23 protein-coding genes are annotated in these 24,873 nt (G+C 42.5%); 9 read left to right on the top strand and 14 right to left on the bottom strand.

From position 1 onward, the window contains the following. Positions 1-8 precede the first annotated feature (8 nt). Positions 9-1,184 (top strand): mandelate racemase/muconate lactonizing enzyme family protein, encoded by a 1,176-nt coding sequence (locus H3302_RS14720; RefSeq protein ID WP_182395746.1) that lies wholly within the window; start codon positions 9-11, stop codon positions 1,182-1,184. A 64-nt stretch (positions 1,185-1,248) separates the two neighbouring features. Here H3302_RS14720 and H3302_RS14715 read toward each other — a convergent pair whose 3' ends face one another. From H3302_RS14715 to zapB, 9 genes are all read right to left on the bottom strand, one after another. Then, on the bottom strand, positions 1,249-1,623 hold the full coding sequence (locus H3302_RS14715; RefSeq protein WP_036973335.1) for a hypothetical protein: 375 nt from the start codon (positions 1,621-1,623) through the stop codon (positions 1,249-1,251). Between the two features lie 8 nt (positions 1,624-1,631). Beyond that, positions 1,632-3,179, bottom strand: coding sequence for a S41 family peptidase (locus H3302_RS14710; protein WP_065979388.1), 1,548 nt, complete (start codon positions 3,177-3,179; stop codon positions 1,632-1,634). 46 nt (positions 3,180-3,225) lie between these two features. After that, positions 3,226-4,068, bottom strand: coding sequence for an amidohydrolase (locus tag H3302_RS14705; RefSeq protein WP_118844712.1), 843 nt, complete (start codon positions 4,066-4,068; stop codon positions 3,226-3,228). Next, a complete protein-coding gene (locus H3302_RS14700; RefSeq protein ID WP_182395744.1) occupies positions 4,065-4,790 on the bottom strand; it encodes an SDR family NAD(P)-dependent oxidoreductase in 726 nt (241 codons plus the stop codon). The genes H3302_RS14705 and H3302_RS14700 overlap by 4 nt, the downstream gene beginning before the upstream one ends. A 9-nt stretch (positions 4,791-4,799) precedes the next feature. Then, positions 4,800-5,288 carry a peptidylprolyl isomerase gene (locus H3302_RS14695; RefSeq protein ID WP_036973331.1) on the bottom strand — a complete coding sequence of 163 codons (489 nt, stop codon included), beginning with the start codon at positions 5,286-5,288 and terminating at the stop codon, positions 4,800-4,802. 64 nt (positions 5,289-5,352) lie between these two features. After that, positions 5,353-6,852, bottom strand: a complete 1,500-nt coding sequence (locus tag H3302_RS14690) for a transglycosylase SLT domain-containing protein (RefSeq protein ID WP_182395742.1) — start codon at positions 6,850-6,852, stop codon at positions 5,353-5,355. Between the two features lie 28 nt (positions 6,853-6,880). Beyond that, positions 6,881-7,882 carry an MBL fold metallo-hydrolase gene (locus H3302_RS14685; protein ID WP_182395739.1) on the bottom strand — a complete coding sequence of 334 codons (1,002 nt, stop codon included), beginning with the start codon at positions 7,880-7,882 and terminating at the stop codon, positions 6,881-6,883. A 92-nt stretch (positions 7,883-7,974) separates the two neighbouring features. Continuing rightward, entirely contained in the window at positions 7,975-8,274 is a 300-nt protein-coding gene (locus H3302_RS14680; RefSeq protein ID WP_065979385.1) for a cell division protein ZapA, read from the bottom strand. Next, positions 8,274-8,504, bottom strand: coding sequence for a cell division protein ZapB (zapB, locus tag H3302_RS14675; protein ID WP_036973328.1), 231 nt, complete (start codon positions 8,502-8,504; stop codon positions 8,274-8,276). Before zapB ends, H3302_RS14680 begins: the two co-directional genes overlap by 1 nt. Positions 8,505-8,744: 240 nt before the next feature. Here zapB and H3302_RS14670 point away from each other — a divergent pair, with 240 nt between their 5' ends. Further along, positions 8,745-9,584 carry a 23S rRNA (adenine(2030)-N(6))-methyltransferase RlmJ gene (locus H3302_RS14670; RefSeq protein ID WP_074989215.1) on the top strand — a complete coding sequence of 280 codons (840 nt, stop codon included), beginning with the start codon at positions 8,745-8,747 and terminating at the stop codon, positions 9,582-9,584. Positions 9,585-9,666: 82 nt separating this feature from the next. On the opposite strand, the gene H3302_RS14665 is transcribed toward H3302_RS14670, so the two are convergent. The 3 genes from H3302_RS14665 to H3302_RS14655 form a co-directional block, all read right to left on the bottom strand. Beyond that, positions 9,667-10,476 carry an META domain-containing protein gene (locus tag H3302_RS14665; protein ID WP_182395737.1) on the bottom strand — a complete coding sequence of 270 codons (810 nt, stop codon included), beginning with the start codon at positions 10,474-10,476 and terminating at the stop codon, positions 9,667-9,669. A 120-nt stretch (positions 10,477-10,596) separates the two neighbouring features. Beyond that, on the bottom strand, positions 10,597-11,163 hold the full coding sequence (locus tag H3302_RS14660) for an alkylphosphonate utilization protein (protein ID WP_036973325.1): 567 nt from the start codon (positions 11,161-11,163) through the stop codon (positions 10,597-10,599). 75 nt (positions 11,164-11,238) lie between these two features. Continuing rightward, positions 11,239-12,009, bottom strand: a complete 771-nt coding sequence (locus tag H3302_RS14655; protein ID WP_182395735.1) for an ABC transporter substrate-binding protein — start codon at positions 12,007-12,009, stop codon at positions 11,239-11,241. A 103-nt stretch (positions 12,010-12,112) separates the two neighbouring features. Between H3302_RS14655 and H3302_RS14650 the strand changes: the two genes are divergently transcribed. The 7 genes from H3302_RS14650 (at position 12,113) to H3302_RS14620 (ending at position 21,028) form a co-directional block, all read left to right on the top strand. Then, complete coding sequence (locus H3302_RS14650) at positions 12,113-13,390, top strand: EAL and HDOD domain-containing protein (RefSeq protein ID WP_065979574.1); 1,278 nt, start codon at positions 12,113-12,115, stop codon at positions 13,388-13,390. Between the two features lie 54 nt (positions 13,391-13,444). Next, positions 13,445-14,050, top strand: a complete 606-nt coding sequence (locus tag H3302_RS14645; protein WP_074989218.1) for a paraquat-inducible protein A — start codon at positions 13,445-13,447, stop codon at positions 14,048-14,050. Positions 14,051-14,102: 52 nt separating this feature from the next. Beyond that, positions 14,103-14,456, top strand: a complete 354-nt coding sequence (locus H3302_RS14640) for a hypothetical protein (protein ID WP_182395733.1) — start codon at positions 14,103-14,105, stop codon at positions 14,454-14,456. A 163-nt stretch (positions 14,457-14,619) separates the two neighbouring features. Beyond that, positions 14,620-15,882, top strand: coding sequence for a TolC family protein (locus H3302_RS14635; protein ID WP_409076804.1), 1,263 nt, complete (start codon positions 14,620-14,622; stop codon positions 15,880-15,882). Then, positions 15,875-17,329: an efflux RND transporter periplasmic adaptor subunit gene (locus tag H3302_RS14630; RefSeq protein ID WP_036973321.1), complete on the top strand. Its 1,455-nt coding sequence runs from the start codon at positions 15,875-15,877 to the stop codon at positions 17,327-17,329. Before H3302_RS14635 ends, H3302_RS14630 begins: the two co-directional genes overlap by 8 nt. Further along, positions 17,326-20,430 carry an efflux RND transporter permease subunit gene (locus H3302_RS14625; protein WP_075594513.1) on the top strand — a complete coding sequence of 1,035 codons (3,105 nt, stop codon included), beginning with the start codon at positions 17,326-17,328 and terminating at the stop codon, positions 20,428-20,430. The genes H3302_RS14630 and H3302_RS14625 overlap by 4 nt, the downstream gene beginning before the upstream one ends. A gap of 142 nt (positions 20,431-20,572) precedes the next feature. Then, positions 20,573-21,028, top strand: a complete 456-nt coding sequence (locus H3302_RS14620) for a hypothetical protein (protein ID WP_182395728.1) — start codon at positions 20,573-20,575, stop codon at positions 21,026-21,028. 210 nt (positions 21,029-21,238) lie between these two features. Here H3302_RS14620 and ppx read toward each other — a convergent pair whose 3' ends face one another. Together ppx and ppk1 are read right to left on the bottom strand one after the other, a co-directional pair. Further along, positions 21,239-22,726: an exopolyphosphatase gene (gene ppx / locus H3302_RS14615; protein WP_182395725.1), complete on the bottom strand. Its 1,488-nt coding sequence runs from the start codon at positions 22,724-22,726 to the stop codon at positions 21,239-21,241. Further along, positions 22,719-24,806 carry a polyphosphate kinase 1 gene (ppk1, locus tag H3302_RS14610; RefSeq protein ID WP_182395723.1) on the bottom strand — a complete coding sequence of 696 codons (2,088 nt, stop codon included), beginning with the start codon at positions 24,804-24,806 and terminating at the stop codon, positions 22,719-22,721. Before ppk1 ends, ppx begins: the two co-directional genes overlap by 8 nt. Positions 24,807-24,873 lie beyond the last annotated feature (67 nt).

Here is a 24,873-nt window from a genome sequence, read left to right as displayed (position 1 = left end):
GAGTAACCATGAAAGTTAATCGCGTCGAAGTGTTCGATATTCATTGTCCAGACAGACCTGCTTGGACACCTGTGTTTGTGCGTATTCATACAGATGAAGGTATTAGTGGCGTTGGTGAAGCCGGGCTTGCTTATGACTTAGGTCACAGTGCAGCCGCTGCGATGATCAAAGAAATGGCTGACGCTTTTTTAATAGGCCATGACCCGTTTCAAACTGAAAAGCTATGGTCACGAATGCTACGCGAGAGCTTTTGGGGATTAGGCGGAGGGCCTGTTGTCTACGCTGCGATGAGTGCGATTGATACTGCACTGTGGGACATCAAAGGGAAAGCATTATGTTTACCTGTTTATCAATTGCTAGGGGGTAAAGTTAACGACAAACTTCGTACTTACGCATCGCAATTACAGTTTGACTGGGACAGCGAGTTTAAAGCACTTATTCATCCAGAAGAATATGCAGAAGCGGCATTAAAAGCGATTGCTGAAGGCTACGATGCAGTGAAAGTTGACCCTATCCAATACGATAAGCACGGCAATACTTATTATGACCGCACTAATATTATTTCTCGTGGTGAAATGAAGTTATACCGCGCGCGTATGCAGGCTATTCGTGAAGCGGTGGGTGATGAAGTTGATATTATTTTTGAATGTCATAGTTTGCCAGGGGCAACATCTGCAATTCAAATTGGTGAAATCGCCGAAGAATTCGATTGCATGTATTATGAAGAGCCAGTGAACTACCTAAACCATTCATTGCATGCCAAAGTCGCTGATAAAGTTGCAGTGCCCATAGCCGGTGGCGAGCGCTTGTATAATCGTTGGGGTGTACGTCCTTATCTTGAAGATCAAAGCATTGATGTGCTTCAGCCAGATCTTGGTTTATGTGGTGGTTTCACCGAGACGAAAAAGGTCTGTGATTACGCTGATATTTTTGATGTGCGTATTCAAGCGCATGTATGTGGCGGTCCAGTTGCAACAGCGGCATCGTTGCATTTAGAAACAGCTATTCCTAACTTCTTAATTCATGAACATCACACTTACGCGATTAAAAAGTGGAATCGTGAGTTATGTATTCAAGACCCACAACCTAAAAATGGCTTTTTCCAAGTATCCGAAGAACCCGGCATTGGTATTGAGTTAAACGATGATGTTGTGATGCGTTCGCAACGTGTCGAAATAAAATAAATAGATTCAGCAATAAAAAAGCCCGTAAGGGCTTTTTTTATAGGTGTTTAGGTATATGTGAGGCTTAGTTAACCGCTTTACACTTTACCAGCGGCAGTGGCTCTGTTGCTTTGCTGTCTAAATGACGAACAAAGCACATTTTATCTTTAATGAGTAATTCAAAGCGATCGGGCATAGAAAGCTGCTTTCCCATGATTGGATTGCCTTGCGCATCTGTGATGCCCATGCTGTCAGTAACGAGGATACTGCTATTGATAAAGGCATCATCGGCGACTGCAATAGGCTGACTGTGCATTAATCTGGCAATACCTTGTGCAATCAAGGTGCTTTGCGGTGTTGTTAACACCGCATGTTGTAGCTTAGGAGTCGGCTCTTGGCTTTGTGCACTACACCCAAGCAAAGTCACAAAGTATATTGCTGTGGCTACTTTAAAGTTCATACACGCCTCTAATACTCAAGTATTTTGTTTTGCTCAATAAGCGTTGTTGCTCGGTTGTCCTGTACTTTTGGTGTATCAGTGAACAGCGCTGGTGCAAAACCCTGTTTGCTGGTCATTGAGCTTGCTACAGGGCATGTTCCAGTCGCTCTGTATGCCAGTGCAGTACTAAGTAATGCTTCATTTTCGTCGCCAAGCTGATGGCTAAAATCATCGGCGACTGCACAACCTGGGACTCGCACGGGTTGAAACTCACTGCCAGTGCTGTTTTGGGGGGCAAAGCCATCGGCATATTCACCAAAGCCTTTATTGTTAACTCCTGTAAATTGAATGCTGAAGTAGGTCGTATCACAGTTATCGGTTGGGTAAAAACCATAGGGTTTACCACAGGTATTTTCCCCTATTTGAATGACCTCAATATTGGCCCCTCTTAAGCCATTAATTACGGCTTCACTGGCTGAACATGTACTGCCTGTTGTTAACACAAAAACACGTTTTAGGTCTAAACTAGGCAATGGTGTGCCAGGGTTGATTGCTGGGTTTTCTGCAAATCCGACAAATTCATCGGTAAACGGCACGGGCTCCAAACGCTCCCCAGTGATTGGGTTAAAGGTTGGGTGTTGATCGTTAAAGATAGTCTTTTCGAAAATTTTGCCGTCAGTATTTTCGGCACCTGCAATCATATAAGCAACTTGACTTGCCATCTGTAGGAAACCGCCGGGGTTGTATCGCATGTCGATAATCAGGTCTTTCACATTACGTGCTGCTAATGTATTAAAAGCATCAAATAAGGGCTTTTCTGCAATCGCATTGTGGCGATTAAATTGGAAGTAACCGACTTCTCCATTTGCGAATGTTTTAATATTGCCTACAGCTTGTCCCGTAATAGTTTGGGCTGTCATGGTGACTTCGCGGGTTTCACTGGTGTTGATATCTTTAAACACAAAGGTCGTTACTTTCCCGGATTCAGACGGAAAAAGACCCGCATTGAGTACGTCGACTTCAGCTTGGGTGCTGGCATTTACAAAGTCTACACCATCCACTTCTAACACTTCAAAACCACGCGCTAGGTTTTGTGTTGCCGCGGGTGAGTTGGGTTCGGTATAAGTTATAATGGCTTGACGTGGGGCGCTGGCACTTATTAAACGTATTTTAAAGCCATAGCCAAAGGTTTGTCCCGACTGGCTTTGTGCTCGCCATTCATCGGTGGGTAAACTGGAATGAAAGTTGTCTTTTTTAGCCCCTGAATCCGTGGTGTTTTCGGTTTTTAGTAACGCAAAATAATTGAGAACCCCATCAGTGAGAGCTGGATCACGGTCTATTATTTCATCGTACCAAAGGTATGTTTCATGGCTCCATGAACGCAGCCAGTGCTTTTCATTGAGTGCCTGACATTGTTGATCAAACTTACTCGATGGCTCAAACACACCTTGTGTCCACGTAATGGTGGCTGGGTCTAGATTGCCTGAATCGGAGTTGTCACTCCCACTGCCGCCACACCCAACAAGACTAAATACGCACGCACCTAAAATGGCCGCTTCTTTTGAAAAAATAAACATAACCACTAACCTAAACCGCTTTTATTTAACTAAATATAGCTAGTTTTTAATCAATTTGATAGATTTCGTGGGCGTTTTTGTAGCTTAGACGATGCCATACGCTGTGCTGGTTACACAATGAAAAGTAATGCTGCCAGCATGTCTCGTAGTGTGTCTTTATTTGGCAAACAGGAAAATTACTGGCAAACATAATACGCTGCTCGCCAAAGTATTGCAGCAGTGTATCAAGCAGCCATTGGTGCTTACTTGCAGCCAGTTTGCTGAACTCTAAGCCTGAGAACTTAATCGCAATATTATCACAGCGGCTTAATTTAATAACCGCGTTTAGCCATTGTTGTTCATCGCATATAAAGCCTAAATGGTTAATTACGACTCGTAATGAGGGAAGGGCATGGCAGTATTTTATGAGCTGCTCGGTAATGTGTAGGTTTTCAATTTCAAACTGTGCTTCAAATCGCAAGTTTTGCGCAGCAAGATAGGCTAAGTTTTCAAGGCAATTAGGTGCGAGTAAACGAGTCGCATCTTTACCTTCAGTAATATCGCGAATACCCACAAGGTGTGAATGTGTTAATGCCGAAAGCGCCAGACTAAATTCGCTCAAGGTAGCGTCTATTCGACTATAACTAATGGCTTTGTATTTGTAGCCGTTTAAATGCTGTGCTAGCCAGTTGAGCTCTTTAATAGGGTCATTATTATCGTACCCTGCTTCAATATGAACAAGTGCTTCTAATTGAAATGGGCATGCTGATTTTAGTTGCGCCATGCTAATAGGAGCTTTGATCTTATCGAGGTGAGGCCACGCAGGTGGTTTCTCACCTTGCAACCAAGTGTATTGACCCTCAGTGAGGTTAAAAAAATGCACATGGGGGTCAATAATCTTGTCGCTCATTGCGTGGTATACCCACCATCAATGCTGTGTAGGCTACCAGTGATAAAGCTTGCCTCAGGGCTAACTAAAAAATTAACCAATGCAGCCACTTCCTCTGGTTGACCTAAGCGCCCTAATGGCTGTAATGCTGCTTCTTCTGCGACGACGGCGGTTTTATCGGCACCGCTTCGCTTGCAGTAAGCGTCAATTGCATTATGAAATAAAGGTGTTTCAATGGTGCCTGGGCAAATAGCGTTAGCGCGAATGTTAAATGCGGCATAATCCAGAGCGGTTGTTTTTGCCATTGAAGCAAGTGCATGCTTTGTTAAGTTGTAAGCAAAAGAATTGGGCTTACCAATAAGCGCTTGATCAGACGCAATTAAAACAATACTACCTTGCCGTTTTGCTTTCATGCTGGGTAAAACTGCTTGAATTGCCGCATACGCGCCTTTTACGTTGAGCGCAAAAAGAGCATCAAACGTTGCCTCGTCAGTATCTTCAATGGTGGCACTTAAATGACGACCAGCATTAGAAATAAGCGCATCGATACGGCCTGTTTCTTGTGCTATATCAGCAATAACCGCTTTTACCTGCTCAACATTACTGACATCACAGTAGCGGTAGTGACCTTCTGATGGTGTAATATCAAGGTTATACACGATGTATGCTTCGCGCGCTAAGCGCTCAACAATAGCCTTACCAATCCCTTTACTGCCACCTGTGACAATAGCAACGTTTGTCATTATTTACCCTTAGTGGCTATGACCACAACCGCCTTCACCATGTACGTGACCGTGCGCTAATTCTTCACGTGTCGCTTCACGGACGTTGAGTACTTCAACGTCAAAAGTCAGTGTTTTACCTGCAAATGGGTGGTTTAAGTCACAATCTGCATTGAAACGACCTACTTTTACAATCGTCACTTGATGACGGCCTTGGTTTGAGTGAACAATCGCAGTCATACCCGGTTTCCACACTTTAGTGTTACCTTGTAAGTGCTTAAGTGGAATACGCTGAATAAGGTCATCAACACGCTCACCATAAGACTCGCTTGGCTCAAGTGTTACACTAAAGCTATCGCCAGCGCTTTTACCTTCAAGGGCTTTTTCAAGACCTGGTAGCATGCCTTCTGTACCATGGATATATGAAAGTGGCTCGCCATCTTTGCTTGATTCAATTTGCTCGCCTGCTTCACTTAATGTGTAGTGGAACTCAACGGCAGTGTCTTTGCTGATTTGCATGTTTTTTCTCTTGTAAACTTAGAATATAAACACTGATTTTACGCTAACCACAATGACACAGCAATCAAGGCTTTTTCAAAGAGCTTTCAATACCCGACAGCATAGCCTCGCTGGCGGATGTTTGAGGGGCTGGTGGCTTTGCTTGAGGAATATGCAAAGTTAGTATGGTGCCTGGTTTTAGTAGGCTAGACGCGCTGAGTTTATTCCAAATAGCCACGTCTTTATGAGGGACATCAAAAAGCTGACTAATGCTCCAAATAGAATCCCCCGGCTTTACTTGATAATCGACAGCAACAGTTGAAACAACGTCTTCTTGTTGCTCTAAATACGGACTGATATTGTAATCAACTATTAACGATCCAGGCATCGTTTGAGGTTTACTTAGGCGCAATTGTTCACCCACTTTAATGAGATTCGAGGTTTTATTATTGAGCATTTTTAATTGGCTTATAGGCATATTAAAACGTCTTGCGATGCGATAAAGCGTATCGTCCTTTTGAACGGTGTACTCGCCAATAAAGTTGTTACGAAATAGTTTACTCTGTAATAAAGTACGCTGCTCTATTGGTAATATCAGCGTGTGGGGGCCATTAGGAGAGCTTTGATTCTTTAAATAGCCAGGGTTTAGTTTATGTAATTGGCTACGCCCAATCCCAGATAAACTCGCAATTACCGAAAAATCAAATTGCTGGCCGACATTAAACTCCGTTGTGAGCGGTTTATTAGCGAGTTTTGGGCGTTTTAGGCCTTTTTCAGGGTGTCTGATTAAGTGGCTGAGTGCTAATAATTTAGGGATATACTCAGCGGTTTCTTTTGGTAATGACAGCGACCAGTAATCGGTTTTCTTACCGAGTTTTTTATTCTTCTCGATGGCTTTCTTAACACGCCCTTCACCACTGTTATAGGCCGCGATTGCGTGTAACCAATCGCCATCAAAGCGTTTGTGCAAATAACTGAGGTACCCTAAGGCAGCATCGGTTGAGGCGAGAATATCTTGGCGGCCGTCATACCATTGGTCGCTCTGCACGCCAAAGTGATAGGCAGTTGCCCCAACTAACTGCCATATCCCCACAGCTTGCTCTGATGATTGAATAGTGGGTCTAAAGTCACTCTCTACGAAGGGGAGTAATGCAAGCTCCATCGGTAAATTCTGTTTTTCGACGCGTTTGACGATATGGTAAAGATACGGTGCAGCGCGTCGGTTCACTTTTTCAAGGTAGGCTGGTTGCTTTAAGTACCACTTTATCCGAGCTGTCGTATGCTTATTGGTTTGAAATACCAACGATAGATTATTTGCAATGTGTTGCCACAAATCAGCCGCTCGCGGTTTAGCGAGTGGCGTATCTTTATAAGGTTGAAGTTTTACAGGTTCAGCAGTCTTATCGGCTGTAGCAACAGGTTGCTCAGTCGGCTGTGTTTGTAAGCTTAAATCAGGCTTGAAATGGCTAAAAATCTCTGGCCGAGCCTGTTGCTCTTGTTGTGTATCTTGCTGAGTTGTTTGGCATCCTTGTAGGCCAATAAAAAAACTCAGCAATAGTAAATATTTCAAACGCATTAAAGCCATGTAATAAAATCCCTTTACTATTTTAGCGCTATTTTGACGATTTGGCCTGCTTAAGTCCAGCTTCTAGAAACATGACGAAAGCGCGTTGACCGACTTCATCAAGTTGATAGTCTTGTTTTATTTGCTCAGGAAACAGGGGAATTAACTCACCAATAGGCTTTTCGGGCTGTGCATTTGCAAGTGTCAAAATAGCAGATAAAAATGTTTTCGGCTGATTAAGTTCTGCAGGAGTTAGTTGTGCACCATGACCCGGTAAAATTGTTGTGATAGCACTATTTTGTTGAATCTCAGTTAACGCTGCGAGCCAATTATCTATTTGCCCATGCCCTGGGTAAGGTAACCAATCGGTTATATCTCCACCAAGTAATACCCGGCCATGATCGGCTGTTAATACTAAGTCGCCATGCGTGTGTGCTTGATACGGCATAACAGTAATCGGATAATCACCAAGGTCGAGATGCGTTTCTTTAGCAATACGGATTGCGGGGGGATTGAGTGTTAATTCGCGCCAACGAAACAGGCGTTTTTTAGCAAGTGATAGTTTTTCTCGCCAAACGGCTTGTTGTTCTTGTGGTTGGCTTGCTAAACGTTGATAACTTAGTTCTATGCTTTTTTCATAGCCATCAAGTTTATCGTTTAAGGCTTTTTGATAGTGGGTGAATTCATTCGCTAGTTGCTGATGAACAATCAATTTTGCATCAGGGAACGTGGCTTGTAACACTGCAAGACCCAGCAAGTGGTCATCATGATAATGACTCGCAACCAAGTAGCATAAAGGTGTTTTTAAGCGCTTTTTCAAACGCTGTGCGAGTTGCTCAACCGCGGCAAAATCACCGCTGGCATCAAACATAAGTGCACACGTTTTACCTTCAATAAGGATCTGATTTGAATCGTAAAAGCGCAGCGATGCCTGTTGTTGTAAAAATTGAATCTCAGGGCTGATAGTCTGCCATGTAACCTTGGCTTTAGATGAGAAACTTGCTGTTAGTAGCGCTAAAAAAGCCCACATTGATAAAGCATATATGCGCATTCTAATTTGCTCGGTTATTATTCAGGTTGAGCATTGTAAACAAAAAAAGCGCAAGATGCGCTTTTTATATAACCAATACCACTCACGGCGTATTAAGTCGAGTGAGTTTGGTCTAAGTACTGGCTAAGTTTATCGATTAAAGAGTCATGCTGTTGCTCTTGTTTTGCTTGTTGCGATTGTGCTTCGAGCAATTCATGGCTTAAGTGCAGCGCAGCCATTAATAACGCTTTTTGTTCATTACGAACAGAAGAGCGTTGTTTCATTTGGTCCACTAAGTCATTCAAATGTTGTGCAGCAGCAACTAGGGCGTTCTCTTGACCCGGTGGGCAAGAGAACTCATGTTCTTTACCTAGTAGCTCTACGGTGACCCGCTGACTTTGTGGGCTGCTCATTAGCTAGCCTGATGTACGCTTTGTAATTTCTCAAGCAGGCCAGTTAATGTGCTGCTTGCTTCTTTTTGTTTTTCTTCGCTATCGAGTACTTCAAGTTGAAGCGTTTCGTTCTCGTCTATTAATTTTGCAGTTTGATCTTTTAAGCTTTTCACTTCGCTTTCAAGTTCGCTGTTTCGGTGGATTAATTTGTCGATCAGTTGTTCGAGTTGGGAAAGGGTTTCGTTATTCATAAATGCGCTCATAAAACTGTGATTATTGTCATGCAAATGTAAAGGAAAGTGTGTTGATATGCCAGCATTTACGCCTGTTTTAGCGTATTTTTATTTAAAATTAAGGTGTAATTCAGCGTAGCTGCATTTTTATTCATTTATGGTTCACTCTGCGCTTAGATTTTAGGATTATTCACTATTTATCATGTACAATATCTTCATCTATTTTTCATGCAGCACTGCATTTAGCGATTTATAAATATGCTTAGTTACCGACACTCTTTTCATGCAGGCAATCCTGCTGATGTGCTTAAACATCTGGTTTTAGCTGAAGTTCTAAAATACCAAACAATTAAAGATAAGCCACTCGATTATATTGATACCCATTCGGGGGCGGGCTTTTTTGAACTAGCGGGCAGTGATGCACAAAAAACACAAGAGTATTTAGATGGCATAGCAAAGCTTTGGCAGCACCAGAGTGAGCATGCACCGTTAACTGAGTATATAGAGCTGATTAAATCGTTTAACCAGAATGGCGAATTAGATTTCTATCCTGGCTCGCCAAAAATTGCTGAACACTTTTTGCGTCGCCAAGATAATGGCTGGTTTTTTGAGTTACATCCTCGCGACTTAGCATTACTTAAGCAGAATATGATAGGTAAACGCTCTATCCGTGTGCGTGGCGAAAATGGTTTTCAAGGGTTAGTTGGTCTGCTGCCACCGCCATCGCGTCGTGCATGTGTGCTGATTGACCCTCCATACGAAATTAAAGATGACTATGACACGGTGGTAAAAACCCTCGTTAAAGCGCACAAACGCTTTGCAACGGGTACGTACATGATTTGGTATCCGGTCGTTGATCGTGAGCGCATAGATAAAATGGAAGCAGGTTTAATCGCATCTGGCATGCGTAATATTCAATTATTTGAATTAGCCACCGAAGCAGATACTGAGGTACATGGTATGACGGCCTCAGGCATGATAGTGATCAACCCACCATGGAAACTAAAACAGACGATGGACGCGGTTTTACCTGAGCTTGTTTCTGTATTAAGTGACAGTAGTGGCTTTTATCGCAGTGAGCAATTAGTTGAAGAGTAATGCTGCAACAATGTGCCTATTTAATAAAGGGTATAAATAAAAAACGCCCCGCAATTGCGGGGCGTTTTCGTGTTAACTGTCATTAATTCATATAGGTTGCTGCAAATGTAGCAAGGGGTTCGCTGCTGCCATCTAATAGCGTAAGCTGCTCACCATTAATTGAAAATTGCGCTGTCGCAGTGAGTAGAGCTGACATTGCAGCTTCAATATCCATTTGCTCGATACACATTTTCTTAGTGCTGGCTAACGGGTTGAAGGTGAGTGATTGATTATTCACGTCATAGCTGCCTGAAAAGCTATTACAGCCAAGGAAACCATGCGTTGAGCCATCTTCTTTAAATTGAATGAAAGGCTCTTTTGTTTCTACTTTAACGGGTTCACCGTTAATCGTGACTGCTTTCCAATATGTATTAGTTAACGTTACATCGGGCTTTTTCGCCGACACTTTAGATACCGTCACTTTATACACATCATTCTGAGCACCTTCAGCAAACGGGTTGTTGTGAGTGGTGCTAATGTATAGCGGCTTGCCTTGGTTTTCGATTCGAGCGCCGACGCTATAACGATGGCGATCAGCAATTTTACTTTCATCATACTCAAGTGCGACGTTATAAGGAGGCGCCCCTTTTAACGCAACTTCTTGTTCGCTGATCACGTCTGCTTTTGCATCCATTTTTGATACATCGGCTAACTGCACTTTTAATACAGAGCCTGGTGGCAGCATGCTACGGTCTAAATAAGTAATTTGCGTATTGAGCGTTTTCATTGTTGATTGCTCTGCTTGAGGCGCGGCAGAGTCTTCGCCACAACCGGTAAGAACTAAGCTGCTTCCTAAGATCATTACGCTGCAAAGTGAAGCACGTTTTAAAGATGAAAAGGTATCCGAAGCCATGATATTTTCCTTGCGGTTTTAGTGTTATACACTGAGATTATTGTATTAGCATAAAGTTCGCTGACTTAATCATAGCTTAATTGAGTCAAAGTGGGCGCAAGGCCCATTTTTAATAAGAAATTATTTTTTCACGTATTTTGTTAGAATAACGATACGTTGCCCATCGACACGTCCTTCAATGTGTTCAGGGTTACTGGTTAAACCAATATTTCTTACGGCGGTGCCGCGCTTAGCAACGAGGCTGCTCCCTTTTACATCGAGATCTTTGATTAGCGTTACTGTATCGCCGGCTTGCAGCACAACGCCATTACTGTCGATATGTTTAATGTCATCATCTTCAGCAAGGGCTGTTTGCGCCCACTTTAGCGTGTCTTCTTCAAGGTAAATCATGTCTAGAGCATCTTGTGCCCAGCCATTATCTGCCGCTAAACGTTTTAACATACGATACGCCACCACTTGAACGGCAGGCGTTTGACTCCACATGCTGTCATTTAGGCAATGCCAGTGAGTTGCAGTTAATTCTGCGTTATTTTCGATTTGGTCTTTGCAAGTCTGACAGACATAGATACATTTATCAGAGTGAGCTTCCGTGACAGGAGGGACTTCGTATACAGATAAATTCTCTGTTGCGGCGCACAGTTCACATTGGTTATTACTGCGTTCGATAAGGGCTTGTTCAATGCTCATAGGAGGCTCTTTTTAGTTAACAAGAAAAACAGCGCGCAGTATAGCAAATGTAGCCCCAAAGCGGAATATCCCTAATTATTGTGGGGGTATGTTTTTTGTGTATTTATTGATGATGGTATCAATCGTGCCATTATTTTTAAGTTGCTCAATAGCTGCATTTATATTCTTGAGGAGCGACTGATGTTCTGCTCGGATACGAATTTTCAAATTACCTTGTGAATGAAGGGCGCCAAGCTGCGTATTGATATTGAACCAGTTTGACCAGTATATCGCAGAGAGCTTATCAATAATTGCCACCTCTATTCTGTTGAGTTGTAATGCTTTAACCAGCTCTTTTTCGGAGTGAAAATCAACGCGCGTGAAGCGCTCATCATCATAATAGTAATAGCCAAGTACCGTGCCGACAGGGTGCTTTTTTATTGCCTCTAAATCTTGCCATTTGTTGATATTTTTACTCAAGCTAACAAGGTATTCTTCGACGGTAAATAAATTATCTGAATAGCGGAACATGTCATTTTCTCGCTCTTTCTCACTGAGCCATTCAGGACTGATAACATCAAAATCGATGTGGCCTAAATGAAGATACTTAACCGTGCGTTTGGCTGGCAATTCAATGTGTTGTGCATCAATGTTGGACAGACTTAGCACATGTTGGATGATTTCTGGCAGGATACCGGGCGAGTTTTCGTCATCAATATAGTATGGGTAATAGCTTCCTGAGGCCGTAATATTATACTTTAACGCAGGGGGCGATGCCGCATACGCAGAGCTAAAAATAGCACCGTATAAAATTATGAAAAATAACGAAAAAATTAAGTGCAATGGACTATGTTTAAAGTTATTCATAAATTTAGTTTGGTCGGGTTTTTCTTTTTTAGCAAGGAAAACATCTTTCACTATACTTATAACAATTGTAATGTGGCTTTAGTTACATTTAGTGAGAAGTAATATGTCAGAGTTAAATATGGAAGGTAAAAAAAGTCAAAACGTGACTCAGTATATAGCCAGGCAGCCAATATTTAATGCTGATAGAAGTGTGTATGCGTATGAATTGTTATACAGAGAATCGAGCGATAATGTTTTTCCGATAGGAACCAGTGATGGCCAAGCCACCGGACGACTCTTTTTTAATGCATTGATGTTAATGGGACTTGAAAAGCTTACAGGGTTTCAACCTGCGTTTATTAATTTATCGACCGATGCCATTCTTGATGATTTTCCGCGACTGCTCCAACCAAGCAGTGCAGTACTCGAAATAGTTGAGCGAACGACAAGTATCCCAAAAGTTGTAACACGTGTTAAACAGCTCAAAAAAGAGGGCTATTTTTTTGCCCTTGATGATTATGATGGCACTGAAAAATGGCAAGACATACTTCCTTTGATGGACTTCATCAAGTTAGAGGTTGAGCATCCTATTATTAAAACCAATATGATGATCAAAAAGCTAAAACGCAGTTACCCAGATGCAATCATAATTGTTGAACGCATCGAAAATTATGATGACTTTAAACAGTTAAAAGACGCGGGTTGTGATTTATTTCAAGGCTTCTTTTTTGCAAAGCCAGAAGTGCTTAGCTTTGGTAATGTTGAACCGTCGAAAATGGCAGTACTTGATTTACTAAGCTGTACAGCAAGGCCCGATATTGACTTTGATGCGGTGCAGCAACGCGTTGGTCGAGACCTTGGTTTAACAGCGCGTATTTTAAGATTGGTAAATGCACGCTCACCTAATTCACAACAAACGATAAAATCAATCTCACAAGCGGTTATTTATTTAGGTGAAGATGCGATTCGTCAGTTTGTCCGTGTTTTAGCATTAAGTGAATTGGGGAATGATAAACCACAAGAATTAACCAAGCTTGCGCTTACACGTGCAAAGTTTATTGCGCTGATGCTTGAACCCGGTGGTAAAGAGCTATCAGAGCAAGGTTATTTAGTCGGATTGCTGTCTGTGCTTGATGCCATTCTCGATATGGAATTAGATAGAGTTACAAAAGAGTTTTCACTCGGCGCAGAACTTTCCAGTGCATTGTTAAGCTTTAATGGTATGCAAGGTATTAGCCTGCGACTTGTAAAAGCAATCGAAGAAGAACAATGGCAAGACGTGCGGTCATTTTTAACCATGATTCGGCCAGCTTCACACATGGACGTTGTATTTAAAGCAATGTACAGCGCACGTGCTTACGCAGATGAAGTATTGACGACCTTGTCATCAATTGCAGACTAATGATATTGAGTTGGTTATTATGTTCGCACTGTTAGTGGATAAGGTTTTTATACCATGCGTTCAATATTTCCAATTGTGACGATTATTTTTGCCCTCGCTTTACTTGTCCCAGGGGTTACTCAGCCCGTTCTCACGTTAGAAGGTAAAATAGATAAATCTAAGTTAGCTAAAACAGGCATTGAAATGTTAGCAGATGAAGGTGATAGAAATACGCGCAGCGTATTGATGATGGCCTCCAGTATGTTAGGTCTTGATAAGCTTGAAGGCGAAATAGACGCGTACAAAAAAACGCGCAGTATTTGGGGCACTGTGAACGAGCTTGCTAACAATAAAAACTACTTAGTAGCGGTACTCGTTGCGGTGTTTTCGATTGTTATCCCGACAATAAAATTATTGATGCAGTTACTGTATTGTTTTCTTCCCGTGAATAAATTTAAGCAGTTACTCGGTCAACTTATTCAGCAACTCAGCAAATGGAGTATGGTTGATGTGTTTGTCATTGCATTAATCGTTGCTTATTTAGCAGGCAATGCCGATGGTCAAATGGGTGAGTTGATAAAAATGCACGCAGAGCTGGGGGTGGGTTTTTGGTATTTTACTGGCTACTGTTTATTTGCAATAGCCGCTAGTAGCAGTATAAAAATAGAGAAACCCTTGTAGTTGGCGTAATTTTCAGGCTACAATTTACACGATTAATATTTAAGGTATGTTGATGACGCGACTTTCAAGCTATATGTTAATAGCCATGATGCTGCTCACATTTGTGAGTCAGTCAGTTGCGTCTGTGTCAATGGTCTGCGACATGCCGCATGCTTCAATGGCTATGAATCATCATGCCGATATGGACAATGATAACGACATGTCTGAGATGGACTGTTGTCATGAAGATACCATGGACAGTGCAGACTGTGCGTGTCCATTTAATGCGTGTACTGCGCATTCACTCCTTCCTCTTAATAGCACAGTGATGAATGCTAACAAACAATCTGAAAAAGTACGTTTGTTTAATGTTAGCCAACGCAGCTATCCTATAAGTTCTTTATATCGCCCACCTATTACTGCTTAAGCAGGATAGGTCTGTCAAAAATTCAGCTAAGCGCTGCTTTACAACCCATTCTGCCCCTAACTCTATTGTTTTTTAACTTTCTAGAATTTTAGTGGAGCATGTGATGACTCACAGCAAATTTTTAAAGGCATTTTGCCTTGGTGTATTAGTAACGACTTCCAGTATGGTTCAGTCTAATCCATTGACACTGAATGGCGTGGTTGAATACGCACTGACGCATGAGCCTTGGCTACAAGCAAACAAATATCAGCAAGAGGCAATTGAAGCGCAAAGTATTGCCGCAGGCACCTTGCCAGACCCTGTTCTGACGGTAGGGCTGATGAATTTACCGACGGATGGTTTTGCCTTTGATCAAGAAGGCATGACGCAATTTAAGGTCGGTTTATCACAACAGTTTAGCCGCGGTGATAGCTTGGCATTACAGCAACAAGCGTTAAGGCAATCGGCCGAGCAATACCCATGGCAACGTGCTGACCGACAAGCGCAAGTAAAGGCTATTGTTACTGAAGCATGGTTAAATGCCTACCGAGCTCAGCAAAGTATCCAATTAATTAACCAAGATAAAGCCTTATTCAACCAATTGATTGATATCACAGAAGCAAGCTATGCAAATTCTTTAGGGACTACGCGCCAGCAAGATATCATTCGTGCTCAGTTAGAGCTTACACGCTTAGAAGATAAATTGGTGATGCTTGAGCAGCAATTCGATAGTGCGAAAAAGCGCTTAGCACAGTGGTTGCCAATTGACATGCTAAGTGGTCCTGTCAGCAGTGATAATGGTGATGTGGCGGCTTTAATGCCATACCAAAATATGCAACCAACAGGCGTGACCGAAGTGCTTATGGGGCATCCTGCTGTTGTGGCTATTGAGTATGCCTTACGTGCAAAAAGCACACAAATCGAAGTGGCAAAAGAAGCCTATAAGCCACAGTTTGGTATGAATGTTGGCTATGGTTATCGTGATGATACGCCGATGGGAAGTTCGCGCGCCGATTTATTCTCGATAGGGGTCAGTGTTGATTTACCATTATTTACAGATAACCGCCAAGATCAGCAAGTTAATGCGGCTATTGCAAGTGCTGAAGCAGTTAAAACCACAAAGCTGATCACGTTACAAAAACTGAAAGGTCAATACTTTAAAGAGCTTAGCCAGTTAAGTCGCCTAGCCCAACGTCGAGCGCTTTATGTCGAGCAGCTTTTACCACAAATGGCAGAGCAAGCCGAAGCCACATTAAATGCATATACCAATGATGATGGGGACTTTTCAGAAGTCATGCGTGCTCGTATCAGTGAGTTAAATGCAAAAATAGATGCCCTAAATATCGATATCGACACACAAATTACGCTGGCACGTTTAAATTATTACGCAGCAGCAAAAGACAGCCAAATTAATGCAGCACACAGCCAAGGAGCACATCATGAATAATACCGTTAAATTAGGAGTGGCTTTGGCAGTGGGTGCCGCTTTGGCAACCGTAGTAAATCAGCTTTCTACTGCTGATCATTCCGCTATGCCAAGTGCAGAAAAGAAACCTCTGTATTGGGTTGCTCCCATGGATAGCAACTACCGACGTGATGAGCCAGGATTGTCGCCAATGGGCATGGAGTTAGTCCCTGTATATGAAGAAAACAGCGCCGAAGACAGCCCCGGAACAGTTAGAATATCACCTGCCGTTGTCAACAATTTAGGTGTTAGAACCGCACCGGTACGTTTTAAGTCACTGCAAACTACCGTTGATACTGTGGGCTACGTGCAATACGACCAAGATCAATTAGTGCATATTCATCCACGTGTTGAAGGCTGGATTGAAACGCTGTTCGTGAAAGCTGCGGGTGATCAAGTAAAGCAAGGTGAACCACTCTATACCTTGTATTCTCCACAGTTGGTGAATGCGCAAGAAGAGTTACTACTTGCCCTAAAGCGCAATAATAGTGTGCTTATTCGTGCTGCCAAAGCGCGTTTGGCCTCATTAAATGTATCGAGTGATTTTATTGAGCGCTTAGAGCAAAGTCAGAAGGTCAGACAAAACATCACCTTTTATGCCAAGCAAAGTGGTGTACTGGATGAGCTAAACATTCGAGAAGGCTTTTATGTGAAGCCCGGCACAACCATGATGAGTATTGCTCACCTTGAAGAAGTATGGGTTGAAGCTGAAGTGTTCGAGCGCCAAGCAGGGCTTATCAGTAAAGGTTTGCCTGTAACAATGACCTTAGATTATTTACCGGGCCGTCAATGGCACGGCAAGGTTGATTATATTTATCCTACCCTCGATGAGAAAAACCGTACATTACGTGTGCGCCTCAGGTTTGTGAATGATGAGGGCTTATTAAAACCGAATATGTTTGCTGAGGTCAGTATTACGGCTAAGCCAACAGAGCCACAGATAGTGATAGCGAAAGAGGCGGTGATCCGCACAGGTAGCCAAGACCGAGTGGTGGTTGATTTAGGTGAAGGGCGCTTTAAGTCAGTCGCTGTGACCATTGGGCGCAGTGATAATCACGACATTGAAATTTTATCAGGCTTACTAAAAGACGATAACGTGGTGACATCAGCGCAATTCTTGATTGACTCAGAATCAAGCAAAAGCTCTGACTTTATGCGTATGCAAGAGCCTGATAGCGAGAGTGCCATGGTCAATGGGGTGATCAACAGTATTGATCGCAAAGCCAGAACCGCGGTGATCAGCCGTGAAGCAATTCCAAAATGGGGCCGTGAGGCGGCAACCGTGGAGTTTCATTTTTCGCCGCGTATCGATTTATCACACCTACAGCCTAATGACGAAGTACATTTCACGTTTAAGCTGGTAGAGGGTGAATTTATGATTTTTGACATCATGACCTTAAGCCATCCAATGCAAGGAGAGATGAAATGATTGCAGCAGTCATTCGCTGGTCAGTCGGTAATCGTTTCTTTGTATTACTGCTGTCCGTCATGCTGGCAGGCTTTGGTATTTTTTCTTTGAAGAATACGCCAGTTGATGCGCTACCTGATTTATCTGACATACAGGTCATCGTTAAAACATCCTACCCGGGGCAAGCACCACAAGTCGTGCAAGACCAAGTAACGTTTCCAATTACCACCGCTATGCTCTCGGTACCAGGGGCACAAACGGTCAGGGGCTTTTCATTTTTTGGCGATTCGTATGTTTACGTCATATTTAATGAAGACACCGATTTGTACTGGGCACGCAGTCGGGTGCAAGAGTACTTAAGTCAAGTGAGTGCTCGCTTACCTGAGTCGGCTAGACCAGAGCTTGGTCCCGATGCAACAGGGGTCGGTTGGATTTACCTTTATGCATTAGTTGATAAAACAGGAAAGCACGATATTAGTCAGCTACGTAGCTTACAAGATTGGTTTTTAAAGTTTGAATTGCAAACTGTACCAGGGGTGTCAGAAGTTGCATCGGTCGGTGGCATGGTTAAGCAATACCAAGTCAATGTAGACCCCGATAAACTGCGTGCTTATGGCATTCCCCTGAGCCTGATTCAAACAGCAATTAAGCAAGGTAACCAAGAGCGAGGTGCCTCTGTTGTTGAAATGGCCGAAGCGGAATACATGGTATCAAGCACCGGTTATATTAAAAGTGTGGCCGACTTAGAGGCTATCCCGTTGGGGACTAATGCCAACGGCACACCGCTGCAGCTTCGCGATGTTGCCGATATAAAATTAGGGCCGCAAATGCGCCGCGGTATTGCTGAGCTTAATGGTGAAGGCGAAGTGGCTGGGGGCGTTGTTGTGATGCGCTTTGGTGAAAATGCACAAGCCACAATTAAACAGGTTAAAGAAAAGCTAGACTCTTTGAAAAAAGGCTTACCCGAGGGCGTTGAAATTGTGCCTGTCTATGACCGCTCTAACTTAATCACCAAAGCGCTGGATAATTTGACCTCAAAACTGATTGAAGAATTGATCGTTGTAGCCTTGGTGTGTGTGGTGTTCTTGTTTCACATTCGGTCATCAATTGTGGCAATTATTACTTTACCAATGGGCATATTAACCGCATTTGTGGTTATGTATTGGCAAGGTATTAATGCCAATATCATGTCACTTGGGGGAATTGCGATTGCGATTGGCGCGATGACGGATGGCGCGATTGTTATGATCGAAAACATGCACAAGCACATGGAAAAAACCCCACTTACTGACGAAAACCGTTGGCAAGTGGTGATGGACTCGGCTTCAGAAGTGGGCCCTGCATTATTCTTTAGTTTATTAATTATTACTGTCAGCTTTATGCCGGTGTTTATTCTTGAAGCACAAGAAGGGCGTATGTTCTCTCCGCTTGCTTACACCAAGACCTATGCCATGGCAGCCTCCGCTGGCTTAGCAATAACCTTAGTGCCGGTGTTAATGGGTTACTTTATTCGCGGAAAAGTTATTTCTGAGCAAAAGAACCCAGTCAACCGTTTACTTGTGGCAAGTTATAAGCCGTTATTAAATGCGGTTCTTAAAGCCCCAAAAACCACGCTAGTGATGGCTATCATTTTGGCTGTAGTCGGTTTTTATCCGGTTAATAAGATTGGCAGTGAGTTTATCCCTCCGCTTGATGAGGGGGATTTAATGTATATGCCCACAACCTATCCGGGTATTTCAATCGGTAAGGCCCGAGAACTCTTACAGCAGACCGATAAACTTATAGCCAGTGTGCCAGAAGTCGAGAGTGTCTTTGGTAAAGTAGGGCGGGCTGAAACAGCCACTGATCCTGCGCCACTCACCATGATTGAAACCTTTATTCAGCTTAAGCCTAAATCACAATGGCGTGAGGGAATGACAACCGAAAAGCTTAAAAAAGAGCTTGATAGCTTAGTGAAGTTCCCCGGCTTAACGAATGCGTGGGTTATGCCGATTAAAACGCGTATCGATATGCTTGCCACCGGTATTAAAACGCCAGTGGGTATTAAAGTAGCGGGCCCTAAGCTGAGTGAAATACAGAAAATTGGTGAGCAAATTGAAGTGATATTAAAAGACTTACCGGGTACTGCGTCTGTGTATTCAGAGCGAGTAGCGGGTGGGCGCTATATTAAAGTGGATATCAATCGCGACAAGGCTGCGCGTTATGGTCTTAACATTGCTGATGTACAACAGGTTGTGGCGACTGCAATTGGTGGTATGAATGTAACCGAAACGGTTGAAGGACAAGAGCGATACCCGGTTAATTTACGTTATCCACAAGATTACCGTGATTCGCCAGAAGAGCTCAAGCTGCTGCCTATTGTCACTGCAAGTGGGCAGCGAATTGCACTGGCTGATGTGGCTGATGTCTTTATCGAAGACGGTCCTCCGGGGATAAAGAGCGAAAATGCGCGAATCAATGGCTGGAGTTTAATTGATATTGAAGGCAGTGATATCGGCAGCTATGTTGAGCGTGCCCAAAAGGCACTGCATGAGCAGCTAGAGTTGCCTGCTGGCTACTCAATTACGTGGGCAGGTCAATACGAGTACATGGAGCGCGCTAAAGCTAAATTGAGTTATGTGCTACCGCTAACGCTCGCTATCATTGTGGTGCTGTTATACCTTAACTTTAGAAGCTTTATTGAAGTGGCGATGATCATGCTAACACTTCCTCTGGCGATGATTGGTGGTATTTGGCTGATGTATATCGAAGGTTTCAACTTCTCTGTTGCTGTCGGGGTTGGTTTTATTGCGCTTGCAGGGGTTGCCGTAGAAATAGGGGTGATCATGCTGGTGTATCTTAACCAAGCTTATCTCGAGGCTAAACAGCAAGCAGAGCACTTTGGTGTCGTTGAACTTCGCCAAGCAATCATCAATGGTGCAGGATTAAGGGTTAGACCTGTGATGATGACCGTAGCCACTATTATAATTGGTTTGTTACCGGTGCTTTACGGTACTGGCACCGGCAGTGAGGTAATGAGCCGAATTGCTGCGCCTATGGTCGGTGGGATGTTCAGTGCCGTGGTACTGACCTTACTGGTGCTACCTGCTTTGTATTTTATCTGGCGTAAACGAGACCTATAAATTTTACAGCCAGTGTGTAACTTGTACGCTTTTTTTGCGTACAGGTTACACATAACACAGTTTATTTATTGATTTAAAAGAGTTTTTAATCTGGATTGATTTATGCATTTATTTATTAAATTGACTTTAATAAGGAATGCACATGCAAGTTAAAACAATACAACAGGTTTATGATTGGACCGTTTTATTTCACACCCAAATGGCGGCCAACTTCCATAGTGTAAAAGACTTATTGGATGAACATAATCAAATGCTGGTGGAGTATTATCTCAACTATGAGAAAAAGCTCGCCGAAGATTTGGTTGGCTTTAAAGCCATTACCGAAATAAACACCCTTGATACTTACTGCTATGAATATTTTGCAGACAACCCTGAACTGATCACATTCAGTGACATCAGCACTGATCAGCAAATAGACGAAACAGCCATTCAAGTTTACCTATCAACTCAACATAAAAAGGTGATCGATTTATACGAGTACCTTGTTTCGCGAGCAGAAATCCAAGACACGATTGAAAAGCTTGAGCGCTTACTCGAACTTGAGCATCAAGGCTTAAAGCAAATGATGCAAAGTGCTAATCGTCATAGGGATATGTAATACCATTAATCCGCAATAATACTTAATCATTTAGGGTGATTAAACCAGTTGCTACCTGCGTTAAAAATGTCTGATTTACGACTGCATGGATGCAGAGCAATGCAATGCAAGAGCAATGGCCGAGAACAACTAAATAACGACATTTTAGCCTTGTTATCAACGCGGTTTTATTGCCTCAAAATAGACCACTAATTAAGCAGAGCGGTATCATTAATGAAAATCGAGCAAAAAGCCGACTTTTTTAAGGTATTTTTGTTCTTGCTGTAAATCGGCCAAAAGCAAAGTATGTTCCTTCAGCCACGTGTCGTTGAATTTTAAGAACATGCTATTTTGCTTGGCCGTTACCGTTAACGACACGCCTTGATCTGGTGTGCGTTTTTGATTTAAAAGCACGGCAAGACGCAAAATCACGATCAGCTGTAAAATTTGATGGTGTTGCACTGTGTGTAAAGTGGGAAATTGGTCTAAACGAATCTTTTTACGGTAAAAGCGGATCATACAGCTGAGTAGCGTTTGCTGTTGCTGTGTAAAGCCCGGAAGCTGACTATTTGCCACAATATAAGCACTGTGTTTATGTAAACCAGATGAGTTTATGCCCAGCCCTATTTCATGTAACTGTGCCGCCCAATTAAGTAAATTTAAAAAATCGGGATGGCTGAGCTGCCAAGGTGTTTTAACGTGTTCAAATAACCATTCAGCGGTGCTAGATACGCGGTTTGCGTGTTCTTTGTCGATGGTATTGCGATCGCTTAAATTATGAATGGTATTGGTGCGAATATCTTTGTGTGCGAGTTTTTGCTGCATTTCATGCAAGAGCCCTTCACGCAGTGAAAAGTCACTGTATTGCATCGCATCGATGTCGAAAAGCGTAAAGAGTGCAATTAAAATCGCGAGCCCACCACAAATACTCTCTTGTCGCTCAGGTGTTAAACCTTCAATGTGTAAATTTTGAATCTGTTTAGCGGCAATAAATTGCGTTTTAAGCTCATGCAGTCTTTCAATAGTAATCAGCTCTTGCTCTGCGTCATTTGCATTAATCATTGCCAAAATTGATTTTATTGTACCCGATGTCCCCACGACAGACTGCCAACCTGTGTTGATGTAGTTCGCAAAGATAACTTCAAGCTCTTGCTCTGCGCGTATTTGTGCTTTCGCGAAGCGTTTGGCATTAATTTGTCCATCAGCAAAAAACTGCTTTGTATAGCTGACACACCCCATGTTTCGGCTTGAAAGTAAGCGATGCTTAAAGTGTTTACCGATAATTAATTCGGTGCTTCCACCGCCGATATCAATGACTAAGCGATTATTATCATGATGAATGTAATGTGCGACGCCTTGGTATATCAAGCGCGCTTCTTCTTGTCCTGAAATGACCTCAATCGGGTATGGAAAAACGTCACTGGCTTGGGTTAAAAACGAGTGAATGTTTTTGGCACGTCTTAGTGTATACGTGGCGGCAACTTTAACGTTCTCAAGTGGAAAGTCCTGTAATGTGGCTGCAAACTGCTTAAGAATAGCTAAAGCGCGTTCGATTGCCGCTTGGCTCAAATGATTTTTATCATCTAAGCCATCTGCTAAATAAACCCGCTGCTTTTCTTTATGGAGTATTTGCAAAGAGCCATCGACTTCTCTTGCGACCACTAAATGAAAACTGTTTGAGCCTAAATCTACTGCAGCAATTGAAGGATAATCATTCATTATTATAGTTACTTTCCCATTTCTTTAAGTGATCGTAGATGGCAATTTGCGAGCGAATTTTCTTGCGATTACCTCGGCGAACATAGTGATTTTTCTGCTCACTGTCGATCAAACGTGCTTTAGTTCGGTCTTTAAACTGTAGCTCAAGAATATCAATAATGAGTTGCTTAAGTTTTGAATCAAAAATAGGAACGGCCACTTCGACACGATGGTCTAAATTTCGGGTCATCCAATCGGCAGAGGAAATATAGACTTTTTCATCACCATTGTTATGGAATACCATCACTCTGGGATGTTCTAAAAATCGGTCAACAATGCTTATGATACGAATATTGTCATGTGCACTGGTGGTTGTAGGGACTAATGAGCACATACCGCGAACGATAATACGTATTTTAACACCGCGTCTTGCAGCAAAATAAAGGTGATCGACAAGCTGCTTATCAACTAAATTATTCACTTTTAAGGTAATACGCCCCTGTTTTCCATGCTCTACGAGGGCGATTTCATCATCAATGAGCGCCATAATCGTTTCGCGCGCATTGACAGGCGAAATCATTAAATGTTCAAAATGAAAAGGTCGGTAGCTACTTTCAATAAATTTGAACACGCTGTCACATTCTTCTGTGATCCCCTCGTGTTTGGTGAATAAGCTAAAGTCGGTATAAATTTTTGCGGTTTTTTCATGGAAATTACCCGTCCCAATGTGAGCATACTTCACGACGGTGTTTTTTTCTTTACGGTGAATAACGCACAATTTACTGTGCACTTTTAATGCGGGAATACCAAAAATAACTTTAACCCCAGCATTACTCAGCGTTTTCGCCCACTCAATATTATTTTGCTCGTCAAAGCGCGCCTTTAACTCAACCATAACTGTGACATGCTTGCCATTTTTTGCAGCATTAATTAGCGTTGACACTAAGCGCGATTGGCTCGCAACGCGATATATATTTACTTTAATTTGCGTAACATCAGGGTCAAACGCAGCTTGGCGAACAAACTCTAATAAATGATTAAAGGTGTGATAGGGGTAGTAGAGTAAAATATCGTGTGCTGAAATCGCGTCAAACACACTTGAAAACTGATTAAATGCAGCACTTTTTAACGCCGCCAATGGTTTATTTTCTAAGTATTGGCGACCCACATTCGGAAAGGCGATAAAGTCTCTAAAATTGCGATAGCGTCCTGCAGGAATAAGCGCATCATGCTGGCTTATATTGAGGCGTTTTTTCATGACACTGAGCATGTCATCGGGCATGCTTTCATCATAAACAAGGCGTACAGGCTCGGCATAAATCCGCTGTTTTAGCCCCTTCGACATTTTATCGAGCAACCCTTCTTCAAGTTCATCATCTAGATTGTACTCAGCATCACGGGTTAATTTAATTGCATAGCACTGAATATCATCAAAGCTAAAAAAGCTGCTAAACACATCGCGAATAAAATAAGCGATGATGTCATCCAGCATCACAATGGTTTTATGGCGACGAGTTTTCTCTGGCGGCAAAATAATAAAACGCGGCACTCGGTCGGTAGGGACTTCAAGCATTGCGTAATGGCTTTTTTGCGTACTCATTTCGACAAAAAAGTAGGTCATTGTGTCGTTAATTTGATCGGAGTAGTCTTTTTTCTCAGTGATCAAAATAGGTAAAATATGTTGCAATACACTGTCGTGAAAGAATTTTTCTAGCCAGTTTAAATGAAATTCGCTTAACTTTTCGGGTAATTCAACATGAATATTGTGCTCATTTAAGTCGGCTAAAATATCCTTATGAATTTGATTAAATTTCTTACCCAGTTGCAGTACTTTTTTTTGTATTTGCTGTAACAGTATTTCGTCTTCTTCAAAATTCGCGTCAGGCAGTTTGTTAAGTAGAATACGACGCTTAACATCGGCGACACGCACACGGAAAAATTCGTCCATGTTGTTTGAATAAATCCCTAAAAAGCGCATTCGTTCGATGATTGGGTTCGACTTGTCTTTTGCTTCTTGCAGTACGCGCTCATTAAAAGACAGCCAACTAAGCTCTTTGGCAAAGTAAGTGACGGCGTGTGAAGAGGAGTGACTTGCGTTCATCTGTTTTTCCAACGTTTCTGGCTAGTTAGAATATAGAGGATGCAGATGACGGTTATGTGACATACGT

Origin of the sequence: Pseudoalteromonas sp. MT33b, assembly GCF_014117385.1 — a bacterium.
Lineage (GTDB): Bacteria > Pseudomonadota > Gammaproteobacteria > Enterobacterales > Alteromonadaceae > Pseudoalteromonas > Pseudoalteromonas lipolytica.
This window is presented reverse-complemented; position numbering and strand designations above follow the sequence as displayed.

Coding starts and splice junctions, on each gene's coding strand:
- H3302_RS14720 (WP_182395746.1), top strand. CDS start 9: ATGAAAGTTAATCGCGTCGAAGTGTTCGATATTCATTGTCCAGACAGA.
- H3302_RS14715 (WP_036973335.1), bottom strand. CDS start 1,623: ATGAACTTTAAAGTAGCCACAGCAATATACTTTGTGACTTTGCTTGGG.
- H3302_RS14710 (WP_065979388.1), bottom strand. CDS start 3,179: ATGTTTATTTTTTCAAAAGAAGCGGCCATTTTAGGTGCGTGCGTATTT.
- H3302_RS14705 (WP_118844712.1), bottom strand. CDS start 4,068: ATGAGCGACAAGATTATTGACCCCCATGTGCATTTTTTTAACCTCACT.
- H3302_RS14700 (WP_182395744.1), bottom strand. CDS start 4,790: ATGACAAACGTTGCTATTGTCACAGGTGGCAGTAAAGGGATTGGTAAG.
- H3302_RS14695 (WP_036973331.1), bottom strand. CDS start 5,288: ATGCAAATCAGCAAAGACACTGCCGTTGAGTTCCACTACACATTAAGT.
- H3302_RS14690 (WP_182395742.1), bottom strand. CDS start 6,852: ATGGCTTTAATGCGTTTGAAATATTTACTATTGCTGAGTTTTTTTATT.
- H3302_RS14685 (WP_182395739.1), bottom strand. CDS start 7,882: ATGCGCATATATGCTTTATCAATGTGGGCTTTTTTAGCGCTACTAACA.
- H3302_RS14680 (WP_065979385.1), bottom strand. CDS start 8,274: ATGAGCAGCCCACAAAGTCAGCGGGTCACCGTAGAGCTACTAGGTAAA.
- zapB (WP_036973328.1), bottom strand. CDS start 8,504: ATGAATAACGAAACCCTTTCCCAACTCGAACAACTGATCGACAAATTA.
- H3302_RS14670 (WP_074989215.1), top strand. CDS start 8,745: ATGCTTAGTTACCGACACTCTTTTCATGCAGGCAATCCTGCTGATGTG.
- H3302_RS14665 (WP_182395737.1), bottom strand. CDS start 10,476: ATGGCTTCGGATACCTTTTCATCTTTAAAACGTGCTTCACTTTGCAGC.
- H3302_RS14660 (WP_036973325.1), bottom strand. CDS start 11,163: ATGAGCATTGAACAAGCCCTTATCGAACGCAGTAATAACCAATGTGAA.
- H3302_RS14655 (WP_182395735.1), bottom strand. CDS start 12,009: ATGAATAACTTTAAACATAGTCCATTGCACTTAATTTTTTCGTTATTT.
- H3302_RS14650 (WP_065979574.1), top strand. CDS start 12,113: ATGTCAGAGTTAAATATGGAAGGTAAAAAAAGTCAAAACGTGACTCAG.
- H3302_RS14645 (WP_074989218.1), top strand. CDS start 13,445: ATGCGTTCAATATTTCCAATTGTGACGATTATTTTTGCCCTCGCTTTA.
- H3302_RS14640 (WP_182395733.1), top strand. CDS start 14,103: ATGACGCGACTTTCAAGCTATATGTTAATAGCCATGATGCTGCTCACA.
- H3302_RS14635 (WP_409076804.1), top strand. CDS start 14,620: ATGGTTCAGTCTAATCCATTGACACTGAATGGCGTGGTTGAATACGCA.
- H3302_RS14630 (WP_036973321.1), top strand. CDS start 15,875: ATGAATAATACCGTTAAATTAGGAGTGGCTTTGGCAGTGGGTGCCGCT.
- H3302_RS14625 (WP_075594513.1), top strand. CDS start 17,326: ATGATTGCAGCAGTCATTCGCTGGTCAGTCGGTAATCGTTTCTTTGTA.
- H3302_RS14620 (WP_182395728.1), top strand. CDS start 20,573: ATGCAAGTTAAAACAATACAACAGGTTTATGATTGGACCGTTTTATTT.
- ppx (WP_182395725.1), bottom strand. CDS start 22,726: ATGAATGATTATCCTTCAATTGCTGCAGTAGATTTAGGCTCAAACAGT.
- ppk1 (WP_182395723.1), bottom strand. CDS start 24,806: ATGAACGCAAGTCACTCCTCTTCACACGCCGTCACTTACTTTGCCAAA.